Here is a 24009-nt window from a genome sequence, read left to right as displayed (position 1 = left end):
AGCCGAGGCTTTTGCCTTCAGGCGCGCAGTTGGCGGACAAGGAGGTTGTGCTCGGCGCAAAACTTTTCGTAGCCGGCGCGTTGCGTTTGGACGTTTGCGACAGCGCGCACCTCGCCACCGGGACCGATGAATTCGACCTCGCCGATGACGACCGCGAACGCAAGCATGTCTTCCTCGCCCACCACCTTCCACCAATCCACGTTGCCCGCCGGTTCGAACACGTAATCGCCCGGACCGACGATCTCGCCCGTGTTGAGTTGGCGATGGCCGCTCAACTGGTGCACGTGTACCTCGCCGGTGTGGCGGTGGAGCGGCATCACGGTGCCGGGGGACATGCGCAGCAATTCGACGAAGCCGCGGTCGCCCAGGAAGCGCAGCGGCTTCGCCCATTTGCCCTCGCCTTCCGGCACCCAGGGCAGGTCGTCGCTGGCGACGAGATGCGTGGGGAGTTGGCCGCGGAGGGCGTCGTGGAGGAAAGCGTTCATGCGGCCACCTGCGCGAGGAAGTTGTCGAACGAAGCTTCGACGGCGCGCTTGCCGCCGCCGAGGATGTTGCGACCCCAGGAGAAGCCGTAGACGTCGTCGTAGTCGTATGGGGCAAGCAAGGCGCGCATGCGGCGCACGGCGGAGGGCTTCATCGGCATGAAGTTCGGGACGCTGTGCATGAAGGTGACTTGCTTGCGGTCCTGTCCGACGTGCGGTGCGTCGCCCGGGAACAGCGCGCCCTTGCCGTGCGGGCCCGTTTTCCAGTGCAACGCGGTGCTGCCGGGGAAGTGGCCGGCGACGTTGATCAGGGTGATCTCATCGGAAAGTTGGAGTGTGTCGCCGCGCCAGAAGCGGATGTTGTCGCTCGGGCGGCGAACCCATTCGCGGTCGGCTTCGTGCAGGAGGATTTCCACGCCGCCGAGCGCTTCGCTCCACTCGACCATCGAAGAATAGAAATGCGGGTGCGAGACGATGATGCGGTCGACACCGCCTGCGTCGCGCAAAGCACGCACGGCGTCGTCGTTCACGAAGCCCAGGCTTTCCCACAGCAGGTTGCCGGCGTCGGTGCGCAGGTGCAGCACGCGTTGCGGGATGGCGAACATGGGATCGACGGCGATGGCGAGCAAGTCGGCGTCCTGGTCGATGCGCAGTTTGTAGCGCTGTTGAAGTGCTTCATGCGTGGTCCATTGCTGGCCTTCCCACGCGACGTACTGGCGGTCGTCTTCGCACACCGGGCAGTGTTCGGGCGGGTGTTCGCTCGCGGCGTATTGCGTTGCGCAGGTCGGGCAGATGTACGGGGTCATGCGACTTGCTCCTCGATCGCCGGGTGGCGCACGCGGGCGTAAGGGTCGACGTAATGTGCGAAGGCGCGTTGCGTCGCAGGGCGTTGGCGAATGGCCTCGAACCAGCGCGCGATGTCCGGGAAGTCCTCGAGCGACTGGCCATGGCCCGCGTGTGAGTAGATCCACGGCCAGCAGGCGATGTCGGCGATCGAATACGCGTCGCCGGCGATGAATTCGCGACCCGCGAGGTGGCGATCCAGCACGCCGTAGAGGCGATGCGTTTCGCGCACATAGCGGTCGATGGCGTAGTCGTCGCGTTGTTGCGAATGCACGCGGAACCAGCCCGATTGCCCGGCCATCGGGCCCAGGCCAGCGACTTGCCAGGTCAGCCACTGCAGGGTTTCGATGCGCGTGCGCGGATCGGGCGCCAACAACTTGCCGCTCTTCTCCGCGAGGTATTGCAGGATCGCGGCCGATTCGAAGATCGACAGGGGCGCGCCGCCATCGACGGGCGCGTGGTCGACGATCGCGGGGATCTTGTTGTTCGGCGAGATGGCGAGGAACTCGGGGCGGAACTGTTCGCCGGCCGAGAGCTTCACCGGGATCAGGCGATGCGCCAGCGGCGCGCCCTGTTCCGCGACTTCCTCCAGGAACAGCGGCAGCTTCATGCCGTTGGGCGATGCCGCGTAATAGATGTCCAGCATGGGGGTCCTTCCTGTGGTGGGCACGAGGCCATGGTCGGCGTAATCTGGCCCCGTGTTTGGACCAGTTCGCGGAGATTCCATGGAGCCAGTCCTGCCCTTCGCGCCCGACCTGAGCGGGGCCGCGGGCCATCTGATGGGCACGCTGCACCAGCAGTTGCGGGCCGCGATCCTGGACGGGCGACTGGCTGCGGGCGCCACGTTGCCCGCGTCGCGCAAGCTGGCCGCCGAGCTGGGCATTGCGCGCAACACGGTGACCGGGGCCTACGACCTGCTGGTCGCCGAGGGCTACGTGGTGCCGCGCCAGGGTGCGAAGCCGGTGGTCGCCGACTTGCACACGCGACAGCGCGTCGCGGCCGCGCCGCCGACGATGGAAGATCCGCGCCTCGCGCCGTTCTGGCGCACGCCCTGGTTGCCGCCCGCACCGCGCGCCTTGCCCGAGCGCAGCTTTCGATTGGGCGTGCCGGACCATCGCCACTTCCCGCATGCGTTGTGGCGCAAGTTGACGGCGCAGGCGCTGCAGGCGTTTTCGAAACGTCCGTTCACGTATCCGCCGTCACAAGGCTTGCCCGAATTGCGCTCGGCGATCGCGCAGCACGTGGCGTTTGCGCGCGCGGTGGCCTGCACGGGCGAGGATGTCGTCGTGACTTCCGGTGCGCAGCAGGCCTTCGATCTGCTCGCGCGCTTGCTGGTCACGCCGGGCGAAACGCGCGTGGCCGTCGAGGAACCCGGGTATCCGCCCGTGCGCGCTGCGTTCGCCGCGGCGGGCGCCGTGCTGGTGCCGACGCCCGTCGACGACGAAGGCCTGTGCGTCGAATGCATGCCCGACGACGTGCGCGTCATCAGCGTGACGCCGTCGCATCAGTCGCCCACGGGTGCGGCGCTGTCCTTGCGTCGTCGCATGGCCTTGCTCGATTACGCACGTGCGCGCAACGCGGTGGTGATCGAAGACGACTACGACGGCGAGTTCCGCTTCGGCGGCCGCCCGCTGGACGCGCTGCAGACGCTCGATCGCGATGGCTTGGTCTGTTACGTCGGCACGTTCACCAAAAGCCTGTTCCCTGCCCTGCGCAAGGGCTTCGTCGTCGCGCCTGCGTGGGCGCGCGCGCCCTTGGCGGCGATCAAGTACGGCGCCGATCCCTACGCCGATGCGGTGACGCAGGCGGTGCTCGCCGCGTTCATCCGCGACGGCCACCTGGCGCGGCACGTGCGGAAGATGCGCTCGATCTATGCCGAGCGGCGTATCGCGCTGCTCGAGGGGCTCGCGGCGATGGACGCCTGGATGACGCCGATTCCCTCCGAAGCGGGCCTGCACACCGCCGTGCGCATCCGCGATCCCGAACAGATGCCGCGCATCCTCGCCCTGGTGCGCGAGCACACCCCTGGCGCGCAATCGGCGGCCGAGTATGCGATGGGGCCGTTGCGCGAACCGGTCATCGCGTTCGGTTACAGCGTGATCGACGTGGAGGAAATCCGCGCGCGCATGGCCGCGCTGCGGGCGGCGCTCGCGCGTCAGGTGCCGGTGTAGTCGCCCAGACGTTCGCGCAGCGGGGCGAGGTGCGATTCGTAGCGCTTCCACTGTTCGAGGAAGCGCTGGTGGATCGGTTCGCGCACCTGCATCGCGCTGGCCGTCGACACCGTGCCCGTGCGTGCGCCGGTGTCGGTGATGTTCGCCACGTCCGGCAATCCGCAGAACGCCAGCACTTCGGCTGCGACGCGTTCTGGCTCCGTGACCAGCGCGCTGTAATGCACGTCGAGGATGCGATCCGGCCAGCGCGTGCGCCACAACGCCATCAAATCGACGTAGCGCTTGTAGTGGTCCGCCATCTCCGCCTGGTCGTAGCTGTGCGGATAGCTGCCGGCGAACCATTCCTTGAGGTTCGAGAAGCAGGTGTCCATCGGGCCGCGCACCATGTGCAGGAAACGCGCCTGCGGCAATGCGCGCGCGATCAGGTCGAGCGCAAGGAAGTTGTGCGGGGTCTTGTCGGTGTAAGCGCGCTTGCCTTGCGCACGCCACGCAGTGTGCTCGAGGTAGCGGCGGCCGAACCGTGAGAGGTCGGCGTTGCGCAGCGCGCGGGCCAGCGGCAGGTCGAGCACCGCGGGGCCCGGCAGTTCGCAGCTCCAGCGCAACTGGCGCACGACGTCTTCAAGTTCACCGGCATCGGCCACGTCGGGGTGGTTGCCGAGAATCCGTTCGAGCAGCGTGGTGCCGGTGCGCGGGAGGCCGACGATGAAGATCGGGCGCGGGGCGTCCGGGTCGTCGTGTGGAGCGGGCGCCACATCGAGCGTGCGCAGCGCATCGAACAGCGTGGCATCGTCCGCCGGATCGAACGCGAGTTGTTTGCGCCGCGTGCGCATGCCGGTGTCGAGCGCCTGCCAGGCGTCGTCGACGGCATCGCGCTGGTCGAGTTCGGAAAACAGCGCGAATTGCAGTTGTGCGGCGTCGCTTTCGTCGCGCGCGTGCGTCAACGCATCCCGCAGACGTTCCACCCGGCCATCGCCCGCCTGCGGGCGGCGCCGCAGCCGCGTGAGTCCGCGCAACGCAGCCGCATGGTTCGGCATCTTCGCCAGGCACGCCTCGAACGCCGCTTCCGCACCCGCGACATCGGCGCCATACAAGCGACACAGGCCGATCAGATAGTCGAGGAAAGGGTCGGCGAAGCCGCGCGCCTTCGCGTGCTCCAGCAGGCGCAGCGCGTCTTGGTGCAGCGTCGCGTTGCTCAACAGGCGGCCGAATTCGGCGACAACTTCAGGCCGCCCTTCCGCCAGCACCACCGGATCCAGCGCACACGCGCGCATCGCCTGCGTTTCGCCCAGCACGTCCAGGCGCTTGGCGATCATCTCCAGCAGGTCCGGATCCGGTTGCCGCGCGGCGAACGCGGCCATCGCATGCGCCGTCGCCGACTGGTGGCGACGCGCCTTGGTCTCGATCAGCGACAGGCGCAGGTGCGCCATGGGCGCGAACATCGGATCGTTCGTCAGGCGCTCGTAGCCGCCGCGTGCTTCCTCCACGCGTCCGGCCTGCAGCAATCGTTCCGCGGTCTGCCAGGCCGCCAGCGACTGGGGTTGCATCAACTGCGCGCCGAGTACGCGTAAGAGCCCAGGCGCTGGCGCAGCGGTGCGAGGTGTTCCTCGTAGCGCCGCCAACGACCCTGCGTGCGCACGATGGTGGCGTCGACGATGCCCGGCTGCCACGGCAGGCCGAGGTGTTCGAGCATCTCGCGCGTCGTGCCTTCCGGTTCGTTGACCAGGTCGGCGTGGCGCACCTGGTGGATGCGGCCGGGGAACATCGCGGTCCAGTGCGCCATCAGCTGGCGATAGCGCTTGTAGTGGTCGGCCATGTCCGCCTGGTCGTACGTATGCGGTGAGGCGGAAGCGAACAGTTCCTTGAGGTTCGCGAAACACGTTTCCATCGGGTCGCGGATCATGTGCACGATGCGCGCGTTGGGCAGCGCGCGCACGATGTGGCCGAGCTCGAGGAAGTTGGGCGACCAGGTGTCGAGGTAGACGGCGGGCGCCGGGGCGTCGAGGCGCGCGGCACGCCAGCGGGTGTGGTCGAGATAACGCTCGCCGAGCTGCGCCCAGTCGGTGATGCCATCGGCGCGTTGCGCCAGCGCAAGGTCGAGGTTCGGGCCACCGGGTGCGTCGCACATCCAGCGCAGCTGGTAGGTGAAGTCGCGCAGCTCGCCGGCATCGGCGATCTGGTCGTGGCGCGCGAGGAATCGCTGCAGCAGCGCCGTGCCCGAGCGCGGCAGGCCAACGATGAAGACCGGCATGGGACCTTCGGATTCGGTGTGCGTACCCGGCGCCACCTTCAAGCGTTGCAGGTGGTCGAACAAGGCCTGCTCCGCCGCGCCGTCGTACGGCACCTGCGCGCGACGCAGTTGCATCCCGGTGTCCAGCGCCTGCCAGGCGCCGTCGATGTCGTCGAGGTCGTCGAGTTCCTTGAACAGCGCGTAGTAGAGCTGCGGTGCGTCGGCATGCGTATCGCCCAGGCGCGCGAGCGAGGCGCGCAGGGCGTCGACGTGGTTGCGCTCGGGCGTCTGCTTGCGCAGCGTCGACAGCGCGCGCGCGGCGCGGGGGAAATCCGAGCCGCCTTCGAGCGCGCCTTCCAGCTCGCCTTCGGCCGCGTCGTCGTTGCCCAGTTGCATCTCGGCGATACCGGTGAAGCAACGGATGCGCGCCGAATCCCAGCCCTTCGAGCGCGCGGTGCGCAGCACGCGCAGCGCGGCCTCGGGCTGCGTGTAATCGATCAGCGTGCGGCCGAGCTGCGCGAGCGGGCCCGGGCGCTTGCTCAGCATCACCGCCGGCGAGCGCGTCAGCTGCACGGCCGCTTGGGCTTCGCCCAGCGTCAGCAGCCGCTTGCAGACCATCTCGGTGATGTCCGGGTCTTCGATATGCGCCTTGGATGCGGCGAGGGCATGCGCCACCGCATCGCGGCCGCGCCCTTCGTGCGAGGCGATCAGGGACAGGCGCAACTGCGCGAGGGCGGCGAAGGCCGGTTCATCGGCGAGCGTGAGGTAGGCGGTGCGGGCGTCGTCCCGGCGGCCTTCGCCGAGGTGGCGCTCGGCGGACTGCCAGGTTTCCAGCGAAGGGGTCGGCATCGGTCGGACAGGTCGTGGGGGCGATCGAGGGCGTCGATTGTAGGCGCGCGCGGCACGGCCCCGCCCTACGCCCGCGTACACACGACTCTTTCCGGGGATCGGAGTAGACTGCGCCGCCTGCGTTGGCCTGAACGTCTCGTCACACGCCCGCAGTCCCCAGGATACTCAACGACTTACCTCGATTTGTTGGCCCCGCTTGCCATGCGCAGCCATGCGCAACCGGCCGCCGACCGGAGCCCCCGATGATTTTCGAAACCCTCGATACCTACGGCCACGAGCAGGTCGTGTTCTGCCACAACAAGGATGCGGGCCTGAAGGCCATCATCGCCATCCACAACACCGTGCTCGGCCCCGCGCTGGGCGGCACGCGCATGTGGCCGTACAAGACCGAGGCCGACGCGCTCAACGACGTGCTGCGCCTGTCGCGCGGCATGACCTACAAGAACGCGGTCGCGGGCCTGAACATCGGCGGCGGCAAGGCCGTGATCATCGGCGACCCGGCGAAGGACAAGTCCGAAGCGCTGTTCCGCGCCTTCGGCCAGTTCGTGGAATCGCTCGGCGGCCGCTACATCACCGCCGAAGACGTCGGCATCGACGTCAACGACATGGAATACGTGTACCGCGAGACCGAGTACGTGACCGGCGTGCACCAGGTGCATGGCGGCTCGGGCGACCCCTCGCCGTTCACCGCCTACGGCACGCTGCAGGGCCTGATGGCCACGCTCAACAAGAAGTACGGCGACGAAGAAGTCGGCAAGTACTCCTACGCCGTCCAGGGCCTGGGCCACGTGGGCATGGAGTTCGTGAAGCTGCTGCGCGAGCGCGGCGCCAAGATCTTCGTCACCGACATCAACAAGGCGCTGGTCGACAAGGCCGTGACCGAATACGGCGCCGAAGCCGTCGGCCTGGACGAGATCTACGACGTGCCGGTCGACGTCTACTCGCCGTGCGCCCTGGGCGCCACGGTCAACGAGCAGACCCTGCCCCGCCTGAAGGCCAAGGTCATCTGCGGTGCGGCGAACAACCAGCTCGCCACCACGCAGATCGGCGACGAAGTGGAAAAGCGCGGCATCCTGTACGCGCCGGACTACGCCGTGAACGCCGGCGGCGTCATGAACGTCTCGCTCGAAATCGACGGCTACAACCGCGAACGCGCGATGCGCATGATGCGCACGATCTACCACAACCTCGCGCGCATCTATGAAATCAGCGAGCGCGACGCGATCCCGACCTACCGCGCGGCCGACCGCCTCGCCGAAGAGCGCATCACCGCGATCGGCAAGCTCAAGCTGCCGCTGGGTCGCGCGCAGCCGCGCTTCCAGGGCCGCATCCGCGGTCACTGAAACTGGGCGAAAATGGACGGGGCTTCGGCCCCGTCCTGCTATCTGCAACCTTTGAAATGAATTGGAGTCGTGATGCGCGCTTTTCCGCTGGGTGAAGACATCGATGCACTGCGCGAGGCGGTCCGCCGTTTCGCAGACGCGGAAATCGCGCCGCGCGCGGCGAAGATCGACGAAGACAACGTCTTCCCGCAAGACCTGTGGCCCAAGCTCGGCGAGCTCGGCCTGCTCGGCATGACGGTGCCCGGCGAATACGGCGGCAGCGACATGGGCTACCTCGCGCACCTCGTGGCGATGGAAGAGATCTCGCGCGCCTCCGGTTCGGTCGGCCTGTCCTATGGCGCGCATTCCAACCTGTGCGTGAGCAACCTCTACGCCAACGGCAACGAAGCGCAGCGCAACAAGTACCTCCCGAAGCTCTGCTCGGGCGAATGGAAGGGCGCGCTCGCGATGAGCGAACCCGGCGCGGGCTCCGACGTGGTCGGCTCGATGAGCTGCAAGGCGGAACTGCGCGGCGACAAGTGGGTCGCGAACGGCAACAAGATGTGGATCACCAACGGCCCCGAGGCCGACGTGCTGATCGTCTACATGCGCACCGCGGGCAAGGACGCCGGCAGCGCGTGCATGACGGCCTTCCTCGTCGAAAAGGGCATGAAGGGGTTCAGCACTGCGCAGAAGCTCGACAAGTTCGGCATGCGCGGCTCCAACACCTGCGAGCTGGTGTTCGAGAACTGCGAGATCCCGCAGGAGAACGTGCTTGGCGAGGTGAACAAGGGCGTCAAGGTGCTGATGTCGGGCCTGAACACGGAGCGCCTGGTGCTCACCGGTGGTCCGGTCGGGCTGATGCAGGCGGCGATGGACATCGCGCTGCCCTACGTGCGCGATCGCAAGCAGTTCGACCAGCCGATCGGGACGTTCGGGATCATGCAGGCGAAGGTGGCCGACATGTACACGGCGTTGCAGTCGTCGCGTGCGTTCGCCTACCAGGTGGCGCGGGATTTCGATGCGGGGCACAAGTCGCGCATCGATGCGGCGTCGTGTTTGCTCCACGCTTCCGAAGCTGCGGTGCAAGTCGCGCTGGAGGCGATCCAGGCGCTCGGCGGCAACGGGTACATCAACGAGTATCCGACGGGGCGGATCCTGCGCGACGCGAAGCTTTACGCGATTGGCGCCGGCACCAACGAGATTCGCCGCATGCTGATCGGGCGGGAGTTGTACGACGGGCGGAGCTGAGCTCCACGAGATCGGCGGATCGCCATGAGGTGTCGTGTGTGTCTTGTCCACTCCATACGACAAGTCGCGGCCAAGACACACACGACACCTCACGTCGCTCCGCTCGCGATTTGATGGCCTCGCGGAGCGTCTGGGGTTGTGGGCGCGTCGCAAGCCATCGCTTGCGCGCCTACACCGTAAATTCTGATGGACGGCCCGCTGCCCACCTCGGCGCTGCGCCGTCGCGTGCGTCACCTTCGGCAGGCAACGTGCCTAGCGACATTTGTGGGCACGCGCCCCTTCGGACCGAAGGGGCGTTCCCCTGAATTGATATCTAGGCACCTTGCCCTCCGAAGCGGGACGCACATGCCGATGCAGCGAGCGAGGGGGCAAAGTGCCGACCCTCCGCAGCCGGAAGTTGGCGCACGCGTTCGCATCGCGGTGGCACGCGGCTCCCAGACGCTCCGCGCAACGATCAAATAGCGAGCGGGCCGACGTGAGATGCCGTGTGCTCCTCGACGGGAGCTTGCTGTATGTGAGCGGCGAGGAGCACACGGCAGCTCGCGGCGGAACGCCCGTCTGGTGGAGGCTCGCGGCGGAACGCCCGTCTTGTGGCACGGCTGCCACACATTTGCGGCACTGCAACATCGGGCCCTAGAATCGGGATCGACCCGGCACCACTTAGCCGGCCTGACCCCTTGAGGCACGTAACCCCATGTCCGACATCGTCATCGTCGGTGCCAAGCGCACCGCCATCGGCTCCCTGCTGGGCCAGTTCACCGGCGTCCCCACCCCGACGCTCGGCGCCACCGCCATCGCGGGCGCCCTCGACCACGCAGGCCTCGCACCCGACCAGGTCGATGAAGTGATCATGGGCTGCGTCCTCCCCGCCGGCCTCGGCCAGGCGCCGGCCCGCCAGGCCGCCATCGCCGCGAAGATCCCGACCGCCGCGGGCGCCACCACGATCAACAAGGTCTGCGGCTCCGGCATGAAGGCCGTGATGCTCGGCCACGACCTCATCAAGGCCGGCTCGGCCACCGTCGTCGTCGCCGGCGGCATGGAGTCGATGACCAACGCGCCGCACCTGCTCAACGGTTCGCGCACGGGCACCAAGTACGGCAGCGTCGAGATGCTCGACCACATGGCGTGGGACGGTCTCACCAGCCCCTGGGACAAGCAGGCGATGGGCGTGTTCGGCGAAGCGTGCGTCGCCAAGTACGACTTCACCCGCGAAGAACAGGACGCCTACGCGGCGGAAAGCGTGCGTCGCGCGCAGGCCGCGCTGCAGTCGGGCGCGTTCAAGTCGGAGATCGTTCCGGTGACCGTCGCCGGTCGCAAGGGCGACGTGGTGTTCGACACCGACGAACAGCCGGGCCGCTGCGACATCGCCAAGATCCCGACGCTCAAGCCGGCGTTCAAGAAGGACGGCACGATCACCGCCGCCTCCTCCTCGAGCATCAACGACGGCGCGGCCGCGACGGTGCTGATGTCCGCCGACGAAGCGAAGAAGCGCGGCCTGGCGCCGCTGGCGAAGATCGTCGCGCACGCCACGCATTCGCAGGCGCCGGAGTGGTTCACCACCGCGCCCGTCACCGCGATCGCCAACGTGCTGAAGAAGGCCGGTTGGGATGCGAAGGACGTCGACCTGTTCGAAATCAACGAAGCCTTCGCCTGCGTCGCGATGGCGCCGATGCGCGAACTCGGGATTCCGCACGACAAGCTCAACGTCAACGGCGGTGCGTGCGCGCTCGGCCATCCGATCGGCGCCAGCGGTGCGCGCCTGATCGTGACCCTGTTGCATGCGCTGAAGGCACGTGGCGGCAAGCGCGGCGTGGCCGCCCTGTGCATCGGCGGTGGCGAGGCCACGGCCATCGCTGTCGAGATCGCGTGACGGGTTTCGTCAACAACTCGTAAGCGTATTGTCGAGGTTGCGTGAAGCGTAAACGTGGGTGGCCAAATATTCCGGCCACCCCCCTTGACACGCGACAACCGGCGGTTGAGATTGGTATTGGCGCGCAACTGCGCGTTGCCAAATCCAACGACGAGGAATGATCACTATGTCCATCAACAAGGCTCTGCTCGCCCTGGCGCTGGGTCTCGCCCTGGTTGCGTGCACCAACAAGCAGCAGGCCGCCGACGCGGCTGCCGACGCGAACGCCGCTGCCGGCGACGCGCAGCAGGCTGCCGACAATGCCGCCGCCACGGGCAATGCCCCGGCTGCCGACGCCGCCCAGCAGGCTGCCGATTCGGCCGCCGCCGCTGCCGACGCCGCTGCCACCTCGGCTGACGCCACCGCTGCTGCCCCGACCGGTGCCGCTGCCGGCAATGCTGCCGACGCCGCCGAGAATGCGGCCGACGCCGCCGAACAGGCGAAGGACTCGGCCGAACAGGCTGCGACCTCCGCTGCCGACGCGACCAAGGACGCCAAGCCGGCCGACGGCAAGAAGTAATTTCGATTCGGCGCCTTCACGGCGCTGAATTGTGGTTACAATGAACAGGCCGCCGGTTCGCCGGCGGCTTTTTCTTGGAAGCGGATAACCCGTTTCCCGGAACAGCTGTAGTAGTCAGTGAACGAATGAAGCCGGCCGCACCTGCAGCCGGACTGCCGCGCGCACTGGCGTTGCCTGACCCGCTAGCATCCTTCAGACAACTCCTCGGAGAGATTCATGAACACCAAGCTCTACGTCCTCCTCGCCGCCGGCGTCCTCGCTCTCGCGGCCTGCAAGAACGAAACCGCCACGGCCCAGACGGAAGCCGCCCAGGCTGCCGACGCCACCGCCGCCGCCGCCGACCAGGCTGGCCAGGCTGCCGACGCTGCCGGTACCGCCGCCGCTGAAGGCGCCGAAGCCGCTGCCGCCGCCACCGGCGAAGCTGCCGGCGAAACCGCCGCTGCCGTGACGGAAGCCACCGACACCGTCGCCGCTGCCGCCACCGCCGCCGCTGCCCCGGCCGTCGACGCTGCTGCCGAAGCCGCTGCTCCGGCCAAGGCCGACGAAGCCAAGAAGTAATTCTTCGCTTCAAGCTGCATCTGAAGACCCGCTTCGGCGGGTCTTCTTTTTTGGATCGACCCACCCGCCCCGGCGGGTTTTTTTCTTAATGGGCCCGTGCGCCCGCTATCCTTGCCGGCATTCGCCTCACGCCTGACCGACCATGCCCACGCTGACCTCGCAACTCGATCCCCGCTCGCAGGACTTCCAGGACAACGTGGCCTGGCACCAGGCGCTCGTGGATGAGCTCGACGCGCGCCTGGCGCGCGCAGCGGAAGGCGGCGGCCAGAAGGCGCGCGCCAAGCACACCGAGCGCGGCAAGCTGCTCGTGCGCGATCGCATCACCGCCCTGCTCGACCCGGGCTCCCCCTTTCTGGAAATCGCGCCGCTCGCCGCCGAAGGCATGTACGACGACGCCGCACCCGCGGCGGGCATCGTCGCCGGCATCGGCCGCGTGCACGGGCAGGAAGTAGTGATCGTGGCGAACGACGCCACGGTGAAGGGCGGCACCTACTTCCCGATGACGGTGAAGAAGCACCTGCGCGCGCAGGAAGTGGCGCGCGAGAACCGCCTGCCCTGCGTCTACCTCGTCGATTCCGGCGGCGCGTTCCTGCCGCTGCAGGATGAGGTGTTCCCGGACAAGGAACACTTCGGCCGCATCTTCTACAACCAGGCGCGGCTGAGCGCGGAGAACATCCCGCAGATCGCCGTCGTCATGGGCTCGTGCACCGCCGGCGGTGCCTACGTGCCGGCGATGTGCGACGAATCGATCATCGTGCGCGAGCAGGGCACGATCTTCCTCGGCGGCCCGCCGCTGGTGAAGGCGGCCACCGGCGAAGTCGTCGATGCGGAATCGCTCGGCGGCGCCGACGTGCACACCAGCGTGTCCGGCGTGGCCGACCATTTCGCCGAAGACGACCGCGACGCGCTCGAGATCGCACGCAGCCTCGTCTCGCACCTCAACCGTCGCAAGACGCTGCCCGTGGTCACCCATCCCGTGCGCGAGCCGCTGTTCGCCGCACAGGAGCTCTACGGCATCGTGCCGAAGGACACGCGCCGCCCCTTCGACATCCGCGAGGTGATCGCGCGCGTGGTCGACGGCAGCGAGTTCCAGGAGTTCAAGGCGCGTTACGGCAAGACGCTGGTGTGCGGCTTCGCGCACATCCACGGCTACCCGGTCGGCATCATCGCCAACAACGGCATCCTGTTCTCCGAGAGCGCGCTCAAGGGCGCGCACTTCATCGAGCTGTGCAACCAGCGCAACATCCCGCTGGTGTTCCTGCAGAACATCACCGGCTTCATGGTGGGCCGCAAGTACGAGAACGCGGGCATCGCGAAGGACGGCGCCAAGATGGTGACGGCGGTGGCGTGCTCGCACGTGCCGAAGTTCACCGTCGTCATCGGCGGCAGCTTCGGCGCCGGCAACTACGCGATGTGCGGGCGCGCCTACGGTGGCCGCTTCCTGTGGATGTGGCCGAACGCGCGCATCAGCGTGATGGGCGGCGAGCAGGCCGCGAGCGTGCTCTCCACCGTGAAGCGCGACGGCATCGAAGCGGCGGGCAAGGCGTGGTCGCCCGAAGAGGAAGAAGCCTTCAAGGCGCCGATCCGCGACCAGTACGAGTCGCAGGGCAATCCGTATTACGCGACCGCGCGTTTGTGGGACGACGGCATCATCGATCCGGCCGATACGCGCCGCGTGCTGGGCCTGGGCCTTGCTGCTTCGCTCAATGCACCGATCGAGCCCGGTCGCTTCGGCATCTTCCGAATGTGATCGCGCGCACCGATGAATGCGCGGATGCGGAAATGTTCCTGTCCGCTGCCTGAAGCGCTTGGCCGTTCGTGCGGCGTCATTGCGGCGTGACGGGTGCTAGCCTCCCGGTTCCCATCAGTACGCAGGACCTTTCACATGGCTCTCTGGAAAGACCAGGCCCCCGCCAAGACCACCGGTAACACGCCGGTCCCGCCGCCCGCCGAACCCGTGCGCATGGCGCCGGAAACGCAGGCGTCGAACACGGCGCCCGCCGCCGCGATGCCGCCCGTCCAGCCTGCCGCTGCGCCGGCGCCCGCGCGCGCTGCGCGCCAGATCAGCGAATCGCTGATCGCCGCCGACCTCACTATCGAAGGCAAGATCCACGGCACCGGCCATGTGCGCATCGCCGGCCAGTTCAAGGGCGACGTGAACGTCGAAGGCGACCTGACCATCGAAAAGGGCGCCAAGCTCAACGGCGGCGTGCGCGCGCAGAAGGTCATCATCGCGGGCGAACTCGAAGGCAACATCGAGTCGGCGCAGCGCGTGGACCTGCTCGAATCCGGCGTGCTCTCCGGCGACGTCAAGGCGACCCAGTTCACCGTCGCGGCCGGCTCGCGCATGCGGGGCCAGGTCGAGTTCGGTTGGGAAGAGAAGAAAGCCTGAGCATGAGCGCAGCGCGCCCGGGAACGGCAGGTGCCACGCGCACCTGCCCCCACTGCAAGGCGACGATCCTGGAAAGCGCCAGCGTGTGCCCCGCATGCCGGGGCCACCTGCGCTACGACGACGCCGCGATCGCGCGCGCGAAGACGGCGATCCATCCGCTGCAGATCGAAGGCACCATCACGCCACCGGACGGCGAAACGATCTTCGAGTATTCGATGGTGCTCTCGATCCGCAACGACCGCGGCGAGGAAATCGTGCGCCAGGTGATCGGCGTGGGCGCCTTGCAGCCCGATGAAAAGCGCACGTTCTCCGTGCAGGTCGAAATGACCGAAGCGACGGGCGCGAAGGCCAAGCGTCGCCACTGAGCTCCGCGTCAACGCGTCAGTGCGAGCTGCAACCGTCGCAGCCGTCGTCGCACCCCGCGCCGCCGGGTTTCACCCGCGGCGCGATCCACTTCCCCACTTTGCGCATCCACCCCGGTCGCGACTCGCGCACCAGCGGCAGCGCGCACGCGATGCGCATGCGGCGCACGCCCGCCGGCCAGCGCGACTGCAGCACGTAGCCCGCGCTCGCGAGGACGGCGATGCCGATGACCACGTATTGCAGCGTGAGCGAGGCGTGCATCAGCCGGCTCCGAGCGCCACGGCGACCTGGTAGGTCACCAACGAAGCGAGATACGCCAGCCCGAAGAGATAACCGGCGCTGATGCCGACTTGCTTCCACGAACCGGTTTCGCGCTTGATCGTGGCGAGCGTGGACAGGCACTGCGGCGCGTAGATGTACCAGACCAGCAGCGACAACCCGGTGGCCATCGTCCACCCGTGCGCGATGATCGGCGAGAGCGCCTGTGCCGCCGCCGCGTCGTCCGCCGCGGAGAGCGCATAGACCGTCGCGAGCGAGGACACCGCGACCTCGCGCGCCGCCAGGCCCGGGATCAACGCGATGCAGATCTGCCAATTGAAGCCGATCGGCGAGAACAGCGTGGTCATCCCCTCGCCGATGCGGCCCGCGAAACTCTGCGTGACGTCGCCGCCCCCGTTCGGGAAATACAGCAGCACCCACAGCAGCACGGTCAGCGCGAGGATGATGCCGCCCACGCGCTTGAGGAAGATCATCGTGCGCTCCCACAGGCCGAGCGCCAGGTCGCGCGGATGCGGCATGCGGTAGGACGGCAGTTCGAGCATCAGCGGATGCTCGCTCTTGTCGCGCCGCCACTTCTTCATCACCCAGGCCACCGCGAGCGCGCTGAGGATGCCGACCGCGTACAGCGCGAACAGCACGAGCCCCTGCAGGTTGAACCAGCCCACCGCTCGCTGCGGGATGAAGGCGCCGATCAGCAGCGCATAGACGGGCAGGCGCGCGGAACAGGTCATCAATGGCGCGACGATGATCGTCGCCAGGCGATCGCGCGGATCCTGGATCGAACGCGTCGCCATGATCCCGGGGATCGCGCACGCAAAACTCGAAAGCAGCGGAATGAACGAGCGCCCCGACAAACCAGCCGACGCCATCATGCGATCGAGCAGGAAGGCCGCGCGCGGCAGGTAACCCGATTCCTCGAGCGCGAGAATGAAGAGGAACAGCACCAGGATCTGCGGCAGGAACACGATCACGCCGCCGACGCCGGAGATGATGCCGTCGGCGAGCAGGCTGTTGAGCGGTCCGGCGGGCAGCGTGGTGCGCGCCCATTCGGCGAGCCACGCGGTGCTGGCGTCGATGAGGTCCATCACCGGTGTCGCCCATGCGTACACGGCCTGGAAGATCAGGAACATCACCACGCCGAGTGCGACGAGGCCGAAGATCGGATGCAGCAGCCAGCGATCGAGCGCATCGTCGATCTCGGCAGTGCGGCGCGGCATCGTGACGGCGAGCGAAAGCAGGCGACGCGTTTCCGCATGCAGGGCTTCGGGATCGTGCGCGACATGTTCCATCGGCGCCGGCACGTGGCCGGTGCCCGCCATCTGGTCGAGCCTGGCGACCAGCGCCTGCGCGCCATGGCGCTGCACGGCGACGGTGGGAACGACGGGCACATCGAGCTCGCGTTCGAGCGCTGCAAGGTCCACTTCGATGCCGCGACGCTTGGCCGCATCCATCATGTTGACCGCGAGCACCATCGGCTTGCCCAGCGCGCGCACTTCGAGCGCGAAGCGCAGGTGCAGGCGCAGGTTCGTCGCATCCACGACGCACACGATGACATCCGGCGCGGGCTCGCCCGGATAGAAACCGCGGCACAGATCGCGCGTGATCGCCTCGTCCAGGCTCGCGGCCTGCAGGCTGTACGCGCCGGGCAGGTCGAGCAGCGCATACGTGCGGCCCGACGGTGCGTGGAAGCGGCCTTCCTTGCGTTCGACGGTGACGCCCGCGTAGTTCGCGACCTTCTGCCGGCTGCCCGTGAGCAGGTTGAACAGCGCCGTCTTTCCGCAATTGGGATTGCCGACGAGCGCGATGCGCAGCGTATCGACAGCGCTCATGCGGCGGCCTCCGCGGCGCGGCGCACGACCACGCGATCGGCTTCCGCACGACGCAACGCGAAACGCGTGAAGCCGACCTGCACCAGCAACGGCTCGGCCCCGATCGGCCCGGCGGCGAGCACTTCGACCGGTTCGCCGGCCACGAAGCCAAGCTCCCGCAAGCGGCGCGCGATGGCGTCGTTGGGGATGTGATCGTCGACGCGCTCGACGGCGGCGGCGATACGGCGCGGCAGGTCGGTGAGCCTCACGGGCGGGGGTTCCGGCAAATGCGAATTGTTCTCAAGAATAGCACCGACTGCCCGGCTATGATTCGCCTCCTTTGTCCCTCTTTGGTTGGGCCTGATGCGCGATTCCCTTCAGCTGCTTCGCGAGGGCCCGGTCGCCCGCCTGCGCCTGGACCGGGCGCAGCTCCACAACGCCTTCGACGCGGGCCTGATCGCGGGCCTGACCGAGGCGCTGGAAGCGCTGGGCCGCGATCCCTCGATCCGCGTGGTCGTCCTGGAAGGGGCCGGCGCGTCCTTCTCCGCCGGCGCGGACCTGAACTGGATGCGCGGCATGGCTGCGGCCGGCGAGGCGGAGAACCGCGAGGACTCCCTGCGCCTGGCCAAGCTGATGCGCACGCTCGACGAGCTGCCCAAGCCCACCATCGCCCGCATCCAGGGCGCGGCCTTCGGCGGCGGCGTCGGGCTGGTCGCCTGCTGCGACATCGCCATCGCCACGCGCAACGCGACCTTCGGCCTCACCGAGGCGCGCCTGGGCCTGCTGCCGGCCGTGATCTCCCCGTACGTGATCGCCGCGATCGGCGCGCGCCAGGCGCGGCGCTGGTTCGCGACCGCCGAGCGCTTCGACGCCGCCGAGGCGCAGCGCATCGGCCTGGTCCACATGCTGGTCGACGACGAAGCGGCGCTCGATGCCGCCGTCATGCAGCAATCCGAGTTGCTGCTGCAGGCCGGCCCCATCGCCGCCGCGTCGGCGAAGGCGCTCGTCCGTCGCATCGCGCACACGGGCGATGCCGCGACCATCGACGCCGACAACGCCGCCCTCATCGCCGCATTGCGCGTTTCGCCCGAAGGCCAGGAAGGCCTCGCGGCTTTCCTCGGCAAGCGCCGCCCCGCCTGGACGACGGAGTCCTGATGTTCCATACGGTCCTCATCGCGAACCGCGGCGAAATCGCCTGCCGCGTCATCCGCACCTGCCGCCGCCTCGGCATCCGCACCGTCGCGGTGTACTCCGACGCCGACGCCGACGCGCAGCACGTGCGCCTGGCCGACGCGGCATTCCACATCGGCGGCTCGCGTCCGCAGGAAAGCTACCTGCGCGGCGAAGCGATCCTCGAAGCGGCCAAGCGCTCGGGTGCGCAGGCCATCCATCCGGGTTACGGCTTCCTCAGCGAAAACGCCGACTTCGCCGACGCGGTGGAAGCCGCGGGCCTGGCGTTCATCGGTCCGCGCGCCGCCTCGATACGTCGCATGGGCAGCAAGGCCGGTGCGAAGGAATTGATGCAGGCGGCCGGCGTGCCGGTCGTGCCCGGTTACACCGGCGTGGACCAGGCACCCGACGTGCTCGCGCGCGAAGCGGCGCGCATCGGCTTTCCGCTGATGATCAAGGCCGCGCACGGCGGCGGCGGCAAGGGCATGCGCGTGGTGCGTGTGCTCGACGAATTCATGGCCAACCTCGAGTCCTGCCAGCGCGAAGCGCGCAACGCCTTCGGTCGCGATCGCGTGCTGCTCGAACGCTACGTCCACCATCCGCGCCACATCGAGATCCAGGTCTTCGGCGACGCGCACGGCAACACGATCCACCTCAACGAGCGCGAGTGCTCCGCGCAGCGCCGCTACCAGAAGGTGCTCGAGGAATCCCCCTCGCCCGTGCTCACGCCTGAATTGCGCAAGCAGATGGGCGAAGCCGCGGTCGCCGCCGCGCGCGCGATCGACTACGTGAATGCCGGCACCGTGGAATTCATCGTGGAGTCCGACGCCGACGGCAAGCCCGCCGGTTTCTACTTCATGGAAATCAACACGCGCCTGCAGGTGGAACACCCGGTCACCGAACTGGTCACGGGCCTGGACCTCGTCGAATGGCAATTGCGCGTCGCCGCCGGCGATGCGCTGCCGATCACGCAGGAACAGGTGCGCCAGGACGGCCACGCGATCGAAGTGCGCCTGTATGCGGAGGATCCGGAAGCCGGCTTCCTCCCCGGCTCCGGCAAGCTCGAACGCCTGCGCCTGCCCGCCGCGGATGCGCACGTGCGCATCGACTCGGGCGTGGTCGCCGGCGACACCGTGACGATCTTCTACGACCCGATGATCGCCAAGCTCATCGTGCACGACGCCGACCGCCCGTCGGCGCTCGCCCGCATGCGCGACGCCCTGGCGCACTGCGAGATCGGTGGCCCGAAGTCGAACATCGAATTCCTCGAACGCCTCGTCCGCCACCCCGCGGTGGTGAACGGCACCATCGATACCGGTTACCTCGACCGCCACCTCGACGAGTTCATGCCGGAGGCGAACGTCGACCGCGCGTTGCTGATCGCCGGCGCCACTGCGCAGTTGCTCGCGCAGGAACAGGCCGCGCGCGACGCCGCTGCGGCCTCCGACGACCCGACCTCACCCTGGGCCAGCGCCGACGGATGGCGCCTGGGCCACGCCGGCAAGCGCGACCTCGCGTTCCTGCATCGCGGCGAACGCCTCCTGCTCGCCGCGCACGGCAGCGGCGGCGACTACCGCATCGAACACGACGGCACGACCACCGAGGTCGCGGGCGCGCGCCTGCTCGACAACACCCTGAGCGCGCGCTTCGACGGCGAAGGCCGGCGTTTCGCGCTCGACCTCGACGCGCATCGCACGGTCGTCCACGACGGGCGCCGACGCCTTCGACTGGAGCCGGTCGGGGTGTATCGTCGCGATGCGGGCGCCGCCGCGGGCGGCGGCCATCGCGTGACGGCACCGATGCCCGGTCGCGTGGTCGTGGTGAAGGCCCGTGCAGGCGACGACGTGCGCGCCGGCGAGGAGGTCCTCGTGATCGAAGCGATGAAGATGGAGCTGAGCCTGAAGGCCCCGCGCGACGGCCGCATCGCCGAAGTGCGCGCCGTGGCCGGCGATTTCGTCGACGCCGACGCCGTACTCGTCACCCTGGAGCCCTGAGTGCGCGATTTCGTCCGCATCGTCGAGGTCGGTCCGCGCGACGGGCTGCAGAACGAAAAGACGCTGGTGCCCACGCCGGCGAAGATCGAGCTGATCGACCGCCTGACCGCCACCGGCCTGTCGACGATCGAAGCGACGAGCTTCGTGAGCCCGAAGTGGGTGCCGCAGCTCGCCGATGCCGCCGACGTGTTCGCCGGCATCCATCGCAAGCCGGGCGTGCGCTATCCCGTGCTCGTGCCCAACGAACAGGGCTACGAACGTGCGCGCGCCGTGGGCGCCGAGGAAGTCGCGGTGTTCACCGCGGCCTCGGAAGCCTTCAACAAGAAGAACATCAACGCGACGATCGACGAATCGATCGAACGCTTCCGCCCCGTCGTCGAACGCGCGAAGGCCGACGGCGTGCGCGTGCGCGGCTATGTCTCCACCGTGCTCGGCTGCCCCTACCAGGGCGAAGTGCCGGTCGCCGACGTGGTCCGCGTGGCGCGCCGCATGCACGACCTGGGCTGCTACGAGATTTCGCTCGGCGACACCATCGGTGTCGGCACGCCGGTGAAGGCGCGCGCGATGCTGCGCGCCGTCGCGGCCGAGGTGCCGATGGCCGCGCTCGCCGTGCATTTCCACGACACCTACGGCCAGGCGCTGCCCAACCTGCTCGCGTGCCTGGAAGAAGGCGTGCGCGTGGCCGATGCGTCGGTGAGCGGCACCGGCGGCTGTCCGTATGCGAAGGGCGCGAGCGGCAACGTCGCCTCCGAAGACGTCGTGTACATGCTGCACGGCATGGGCGTGGAGACTGGCGTGGACCTCGACAAGCTCGTCGAGACAGGCCGCTGGCTCGCCGCCCTCCTCGGCCGCGGCAGCGGCAGCAAGGTCACCCAGGCGTTCGCCGCCGCGTGAAAGACGACGCGCTCCGCCGGAAGCTTGCCGAAGCGGAGGCTGCGCTCCAGGCCGCGAACGCGGCGCTCGACGCCGAACGCGATCGCTTCCGCGCCTTGTTCGATGCCGTGCCCGATCCGGTCAGCATCATCGACTGGGACGGCACCGTGCTCGACCTCAACAAGGCCGGCATCGCGGCGTACAAACGCCCGCGCGAAGACATCATCGGCCGCGGCATCGAAACGCTGAACCCCGAACTCCCGCGCGACCACCTCGCCCCCGTGTGGGAAACGCTCAACCGCGGCGGCACCTACGTCGTGGAAGTCACCAACATGCGCGCCGACGGCACGCGCTTCCCGGTGGAAGTGCATTCGGCCGGTTTCACCGACGAAGGCCAGCGCCGCATCGTGGCCGTCGCACGCGACCTCAGCGGGCGCGTGGAAGCCGAAGTGCGCTACCGCGAGCTGATGGAAGTGATCGACAAGGGCATCCTCGTGCGCGACGCGACGGGCCATGTCACCTACGCCAATCCCGCGGCGATCCGCATCATGGACATCCCGCCCGGCGCGAGCCTGGATGCGGAACTGCAACCGGAGCGCTGGCGCGTGTTCGACGAACACGGTGCGGAGCTGCGCCACGAAGAACTTCCTTCCTACCGCGCCCTGCACACGGGGAAGATCGCGCCCAGCACCGTGCTCGGTTTCCTCAACGTCGTGACCGGCAAGCTCAGCTGGGTGTCGATCACGTCCGTTCCGCAGTTCGGCCCCGGCAAGGACAAGCCGCAGCAGGTACTCTCGCTGTTCTCCGATGTCACGGCCTTCAAGCGCGACATCACGCTGTTCGACCGCGTGCAGGACCTGGCGCACATCGGCGGCTGGGAGTGGGATGCGGCGAACGAACTCGTCTACCTGACCAACGAAGCGCAACGCATGCTCGGACTTGGCCGATCGACTGCGAGCCTCGACGAACTGCAGGCCTGCCTGCGCGACACCGAACGCAAGCGCTTCCACCATGCGCTCACGCGCGCGGTGGAACACGGCGACGCCTTCGAACTCGAACTGCAGGGCATCGGCGTGGACGGCCACACGCTCTGGATCCGCATCATCGGCGAAGTCGATGCCGTCGATCCCACCGGCACGCGCCTCACGGGCACCTTCCAGGACATCACCGAGAGCAAGCAGGCGGAGGAAACGCTGCGCGTGCTGGCGCGCACCGATCCGCTCACGCTGCTGCTCAATCGCGATGCGGTGCTGGAAGAACTCGAAGAACGCCTGGACGATCCCTCCTCGGCCGATGTCGCGGTGCTGTACATCGACCTCGATCGCTTCAAGGTCGTCAACGACGTGCTGGGCCATGCCGCGGGCGACCAGGTGATCGCCAACGCAGCGCGGCGCATCCAGCGCGCGGTGTCGACCGAAGGCCTGATCGCGCGCTTCGGTGGCGACGAGTTCCTCGTGGTGTGCTCCACCGGCGACGACGCCGAACGCCCGCAACGCCTGGCCGCCGCCATCCTCGACACCTTCGGTGAGGCGTTCCGCATGGCGGGCGAGGAATTCACGATCACCGCGAGCATCGGCATCGCGCGCGCGCCGGAACATGGCGACAAACCGCAGACGCTGATCCAGAACGCCGACGTGGCGATGTACGACAGCAAGCGCCGCGCGCGCAACGGTTGGCAGGACTTCAGCGCCGCGCTCGCCGAACAGCAGCAGCAGCGCCTGCAGATGGAAACCCACTTGCGCCGCGCGGTCGACAATCGCGAACTCAAACTGGTGTACCAGCCGCAGGTCGATCTGATGACGGGCCGCACCGTCGGTGCCGAGGCGCTGATCCGCTGGCGCAACGATGTGCTCGGCGAGATGCGTCCGGATCATTTCATCGGCCACGCGGAAACCACCGGCGACATCGTGCGCATCGGTCGCTGGGTGCTGCGCGAGGCCTGCCAGCAGATGCGCCGCTGGCGCGAGGAAGGCCTGCCGATCGTGCGCGTGGCGGTCAACGTCTCGTATCGGCAGTTCCTCGCCGAGGACCTCGCGGAAACCGTGGCGGAAGCGCTTGCGAGCGCGGGCTTGCCCGGCGATGCACTGGAACTCGAATTCACCGAGCGCGTGCTGATCGAAGACGCGCCGGACACGCTGTCCACCTTCGCTGCCTTACGACTGCTCGGCGTCGTGCTGAGCATCGACGACTTCGGCGAGGGCTACAGCGCACTCAACTATCTGCGTCGCCTGCCCATCCACGGCTTGAAGCTCAGCCAGCAATTCACCTCGGGCGTACCGCACAACGCCTCGGACGTCGCGATTTGCCAGGCGGTCGCCGGCATCGCGCAGAGCCTCGGCCTGGGCCTCGTCGCCGAAGGGGTGGAGAGCGATGCACAACGTCAGTTCCTGATCCGACTGGGCGTGCCGGTCGGCCAGGGATTCCTGTTCGCGCCGGGGCTCACGCCCGAAGAATTCGCCCTGCGCATTTCCCGTCCACAAGAAAAGATCCATGCCTGACGCCTTTCGTTCGACCAACGCCCTCCTCGTCCGCCCCATCGAAACGCGCGACGACGCGCGCATCGCCGAGATCATCCGCACCGTCATGCCCGAGTTCGGCGCGAGCGGCAGCGGCTTTGCCATCAACGATCCCGAAGTCGACTGGATGACGCGCGCCTATGCCGCGCCGCGCAGTGCGTATTTCGTGGTGGAGCGCGATGGCGTGGTGGAAGGCGGTGGCGGCGTCGCGCCGCTCGAAGGCGGCGACGCGGACACCTGCGAGCTGCGCAAGATGTATTTCCTGCGCTCGCTGCGGGGCCTGGGTGCAGGCGCGGAAGTGATGCGCCGCTCGCTCGACGCCGCCCGCGCGTTCGGGTTCAAGCAGTGCTACCTCGAAACGCTGTCCGGCATGGACGCGGCGATGAAGTTGTACGAGCGCTCCGGCTTCCGCCGCATCGACGCACCGATGGGCGCCACCGGCCACGGCGGTTGCAACACCTTCTACCTCATGGAGCTTTGAC

22 protein-coding genes are annotated in these 24009 nt (G+C 68.2%); 14 read left to right on the top strand and 8 right to left on the bottom strand.

The window, feature by feature from the left end; genetic code table 11:
• Positions 1-17: 17 nt before the first annotated feature.
• From LVB87_RS09965 to LVB87_RS09955, 3 genes are read right to left on the bottom strand one after another with little or no spacing between them, the layout of a single operon-like run.
• Positions 18-485: a cupin domain-containing protein gene (locus tag LVB87_RS09965; RefSeq protein ID WP_232897823.1), complete on the bottom strand. Its 468-nt coding sequence runs from the start codon at positions 483-485 to the stop codon at positions 18-20.
• The gene (locus LVB87_RS09960) at positions 482-1288 is read right to left on the bottom strand and encodes an MBL fold metallo-hydrolase (protein ID WP_232897822.1); all 807 of its coding nucleotides are present in this window, start codon (positions 1286-1288) and stop codon (positions 482-484) included. Before LVB87_RS09960 ends, LVB87_RS09965 begins: the two co-directional genes overlap by 4 nt.
• On the bottom strand, positions 1285-1971 hold the full coding sequence (locus tag LVB87_RS09955) for a glutathione binding-like protein (RefSeq protein ID WP_232897821.1): 687 nt from the start codon (positions 1969-1971) through the stop codon (positions 1285-1287). Before LVB87_RS09955 ends, LVB87_RS09960 begins: the two co-directional genes overlap by 4 nt.
• Before the next feature lie 79 nt (positions 1972-2050).
• On the opposite strand from LVB87_RS09955, the gene LVB87_RS09950 reads away from it, so the two are divergent.
• Positions 2051-3496 (top strand): PLP-dependent aminotransferase family protein, encoded by a 1446-nt coding sequence (locus LVB87_RS09950; protein WP_232897820.1) that lies wholly within the window; start codon positions 2051-2053, stop codon positions 3494-3496.
• On the opposite strand, the gene LVB87_RS09945 is transcribed toward LVB87_RS09950, so the two are convergent.
• Both LVB87_RS09945 and LVB87_RS09940 read right to left on the bottom strand, forming a co-directional pair.
• The gene (locus tag LVB87_RS09945) at positions 3481-5040 is read right to left on the bottom strand and encodes a sulfotransferase (protein ID WP_232897819.1); all 1560 of its coding nucleotides are present in this window, start codon (positions 5038-5040) and stop codon (positions 3481-3483) included. The genes LVB87_RS09950 and LVB87_RS09945 overlap by 16 nt on opposite strands.
• Positions 5040-6572, bottom strand: coding sequence for a sulfotransferase (locus tag LVB87_RS09940; protein WP_232897818.1), 1533 nt, complete (start codon positions 6570-6572; stop codon positions 5040-5042). Before LVB87_RS09940 ends, LVB87_RS09945 begins: the two co-directional genes overlap by 1 nt.
• A 242-nt stretch (positions 6573-6814) precedes the next feature.
• On the opposite strand from LVB87_RS09940, the gene LVB87_RS09935 reads away from it, so the two are divergent.
• From LVB87_RS09935 to LVB87_RS09900, 8 genes are all read left to right on the top strand, one after another.
• Positions 6815-7915 (top strand): Glu/Leu/Phe/Val dehydrogenase dimerization domain-containing protein, encoded by a 1101-nt coding sequence (locus tag LVB87_RS09935; protein WP_232897817.1) that lies wholly within the window; start codon positions 6815-6817, stop codon positions 7913-7915.
• Positions 7916-7987: 72 nt separating this feature from the next.
• Entirely contained in the window at positions 7988-9145 is a 1158-nt protein-coding gene (locus LVB87_RS09930; protein ID WP_232897816.1) for an isovaleryl-CoA dehydrogenase, read from the top strand.
• A gap of 694 nt (positions 9146-9839) precedes the next feature.
• Positions 9840-11015, top strand: coding sequence for an acetyl-CoA C-acyltransferase (locus LVB87_RS09925; protein ID WP_232897815.1), 1176 nt, complete (start codon positions 9840-9842; stop codon positions 11013-11015).
• 166 nt (positions 11016-11181) lie between these two features.
• Positions 11182-11574: a hypothetical protein gene (locus LVB87_RS09920; RefSeq protein ID WP_232897814.1), complete on the top strand. Its 393-nt coding sequence runs from the start codon at positions 11182-11184 to the stop codon at positions 11572-11574.
• Between the two features lie 216 nt (positions 11575-11790).
• The gene (locus LVB87_RS09915; RefSeq protein WP_232897813.1) at positions 11791-12132 is read left to right on the top strand and encodes a hypothetical protein; all 342 of its coding nucleotides are present in this window, start codon (positions 11791-11793) and stop codon (positions 12130-12132) included.
• Between the two features lie 142 nt (positions 12133-12274).
• Positions 12275-13882, top strand: a complete 1608-nt coding sequence (locus LVB87_RS09910) for a carboxyl transferase domain-containing protein (RefSeq protein ID WP_232897812.1) — start codon at positions 12275-12277, stop codon at positions 13880-13882.
• A 135-nt stretch (positions 13883-14017) separates the two neighbouring features.
• Entirely contained in the window at positions 14018-14524 is a 507-nt protein-coding gene (locus LVB87_RS09905; protein WP_232897811.1) for a polymer-forming cytoskeletal protein, read from the top strand.
• A gap of 2 nt (positions 14525-14526) precedes the next feature.
• A complete protein-coding gene (locus tag LVB87_RS09900) occupies positions 14527-14889 on the top strand; it encodes a hypothetical protein (protein WP_232897810.1) in 363 nt (120 codons plus the stop codon).
• Positions 14890-14905: 16 nt separating this feature from the next.
• On the opposite strand, the gene LVB87_RS09895 is transcribed toward LVB87_RS09900, so the two are convergent.
• Genes LVB87_RS09895 through LVB87_RS09885 form a run of 3 tightly spaced genes read right to left on the bottom strand, consistent with a single transcriptional unit; the run spans position 14906 to position 17243 of the window.
• Positions 14906-15148, bottom strand: coding sequence for a DUF6587 family protein (locus LVB87_RS09895; protein ID WP_232897809.1), 243 nt, complete (start codon positions 15146-15148; stop codon positions 14906-14908).
• Positions 15148-16995: a ferrous iron transport protein B gene (feoB, locus tag LVB87_RS09890; RefSeq protein WP_232897808.1), complete on the bottom strand. Its 1848-nt coding sequence runs from the start codon at positions 16993-16995 to the stop codon at positions 15148-15150. Before feoB ends, LVB87_RS09895 begins: the two co-directional genes overlap by 1 nt.
• On the bottom strand, positions 16992-17243 hold the full coding sequence (locus tag LVB87_RS09885; RefSeq protein WP_232897807.1) for a FeoA family protein: 252 nt from the start codon (positions 17241-17243) through the stop codon (positions 16992-16994). The genes feoB and LVB87_RS09885 overlap by 4 nt, the downstream gene beginning before the upstream one ends.
• A gap of 94 nt (positions 17244-17337) precedes the next feature.
• On the opposite strand from LVB87_RS09885, the gene LVB87_RS09880 reads away from it, so the two are divergent.
• From LVB87_RS09880 to LVB87_RS09860, 5 genes are read left to right on the top strand one after another with little or no spacing between them, the layout of a single operon-like run.
• The gene (locus LVB87_RS09880) at positions 17338-18129 is read left to right on the top strand and encodes an enoyl-CoA hydratase-related protein (RefSeq protein ID WP_232897806.1); all 792 of its coding nucleotides are present in this window, start codon (positions 17338-17340) and stop codon (positions 18127-18129) included.
• Positions 18129-20138 carry an acetyl/propionyl/methylcrotonyl-CoA carboxylase subunit alpha gene (locus LVB87_RS09875; protein WP_232897805.1) on the top strand — a complete coding sequence of 670 codons (2010 nt, stop codon included), beginning with the start codon at positions 18129-18131 and terminating at the stop codon, positions 20136-20138. Before LVB87_RS09880 ends, LVB87_RS09875 begins: the two co-directional genes overlap by 1 nt.
• Complete coding sequence (locus LVB87_RS09870) at positions 20139-21032, top strand: hydroxymethylglutaryl-CoA lyase (protein WP_232897804.1); 894 nt, start codon at positions 20139-20141, stop codon at positions 21030-21032.
• Entirely contained in the window at positions 21029-23509 is a 2481-nt protein-coding gene (locus tag LVB87_RS09865; RefSeq protein ID WP_232897803.1) for a bifunctional diguanylate cyclase/phosphodiesterase, read from the top strand. The genes LVB87_RS09870 and LVB87_RS09865 overlap by 4 nt, the downstream gene beginning before the upstream one ends.
• Positions 23502-24008 carry a GNAT family N-acetyltransferase gene (locus tag LVB87_RS09860; protein WP_232897802.1) on the top strand — a complete coding sequence of 169 codons (507 nt, stop codon included), beginning with the start codon at positions 23502-23504 and terminating at the stop codon, positions 24006-24008. The genes LVB87_RS09865 and LVB87_RS09860 overlap by 8 nt, the downstream gene beginning before the upstream one ends.
• Position 24009: the final 1 nt, after the last annotated feature.

The organism is Lysobacter sp. KIS68-7, assembly GCF_021284745.1.
Taxonomy (GTDB): domain Bacteria; phylum Pseudomonadota; class Gammaproteobacteria; order Xanthomonadales; family Xanthomonadaceae; genus Noviluteimonas.
This window is presented reverse-complemented; position numbering and strand designations above follow the sequence as displayed.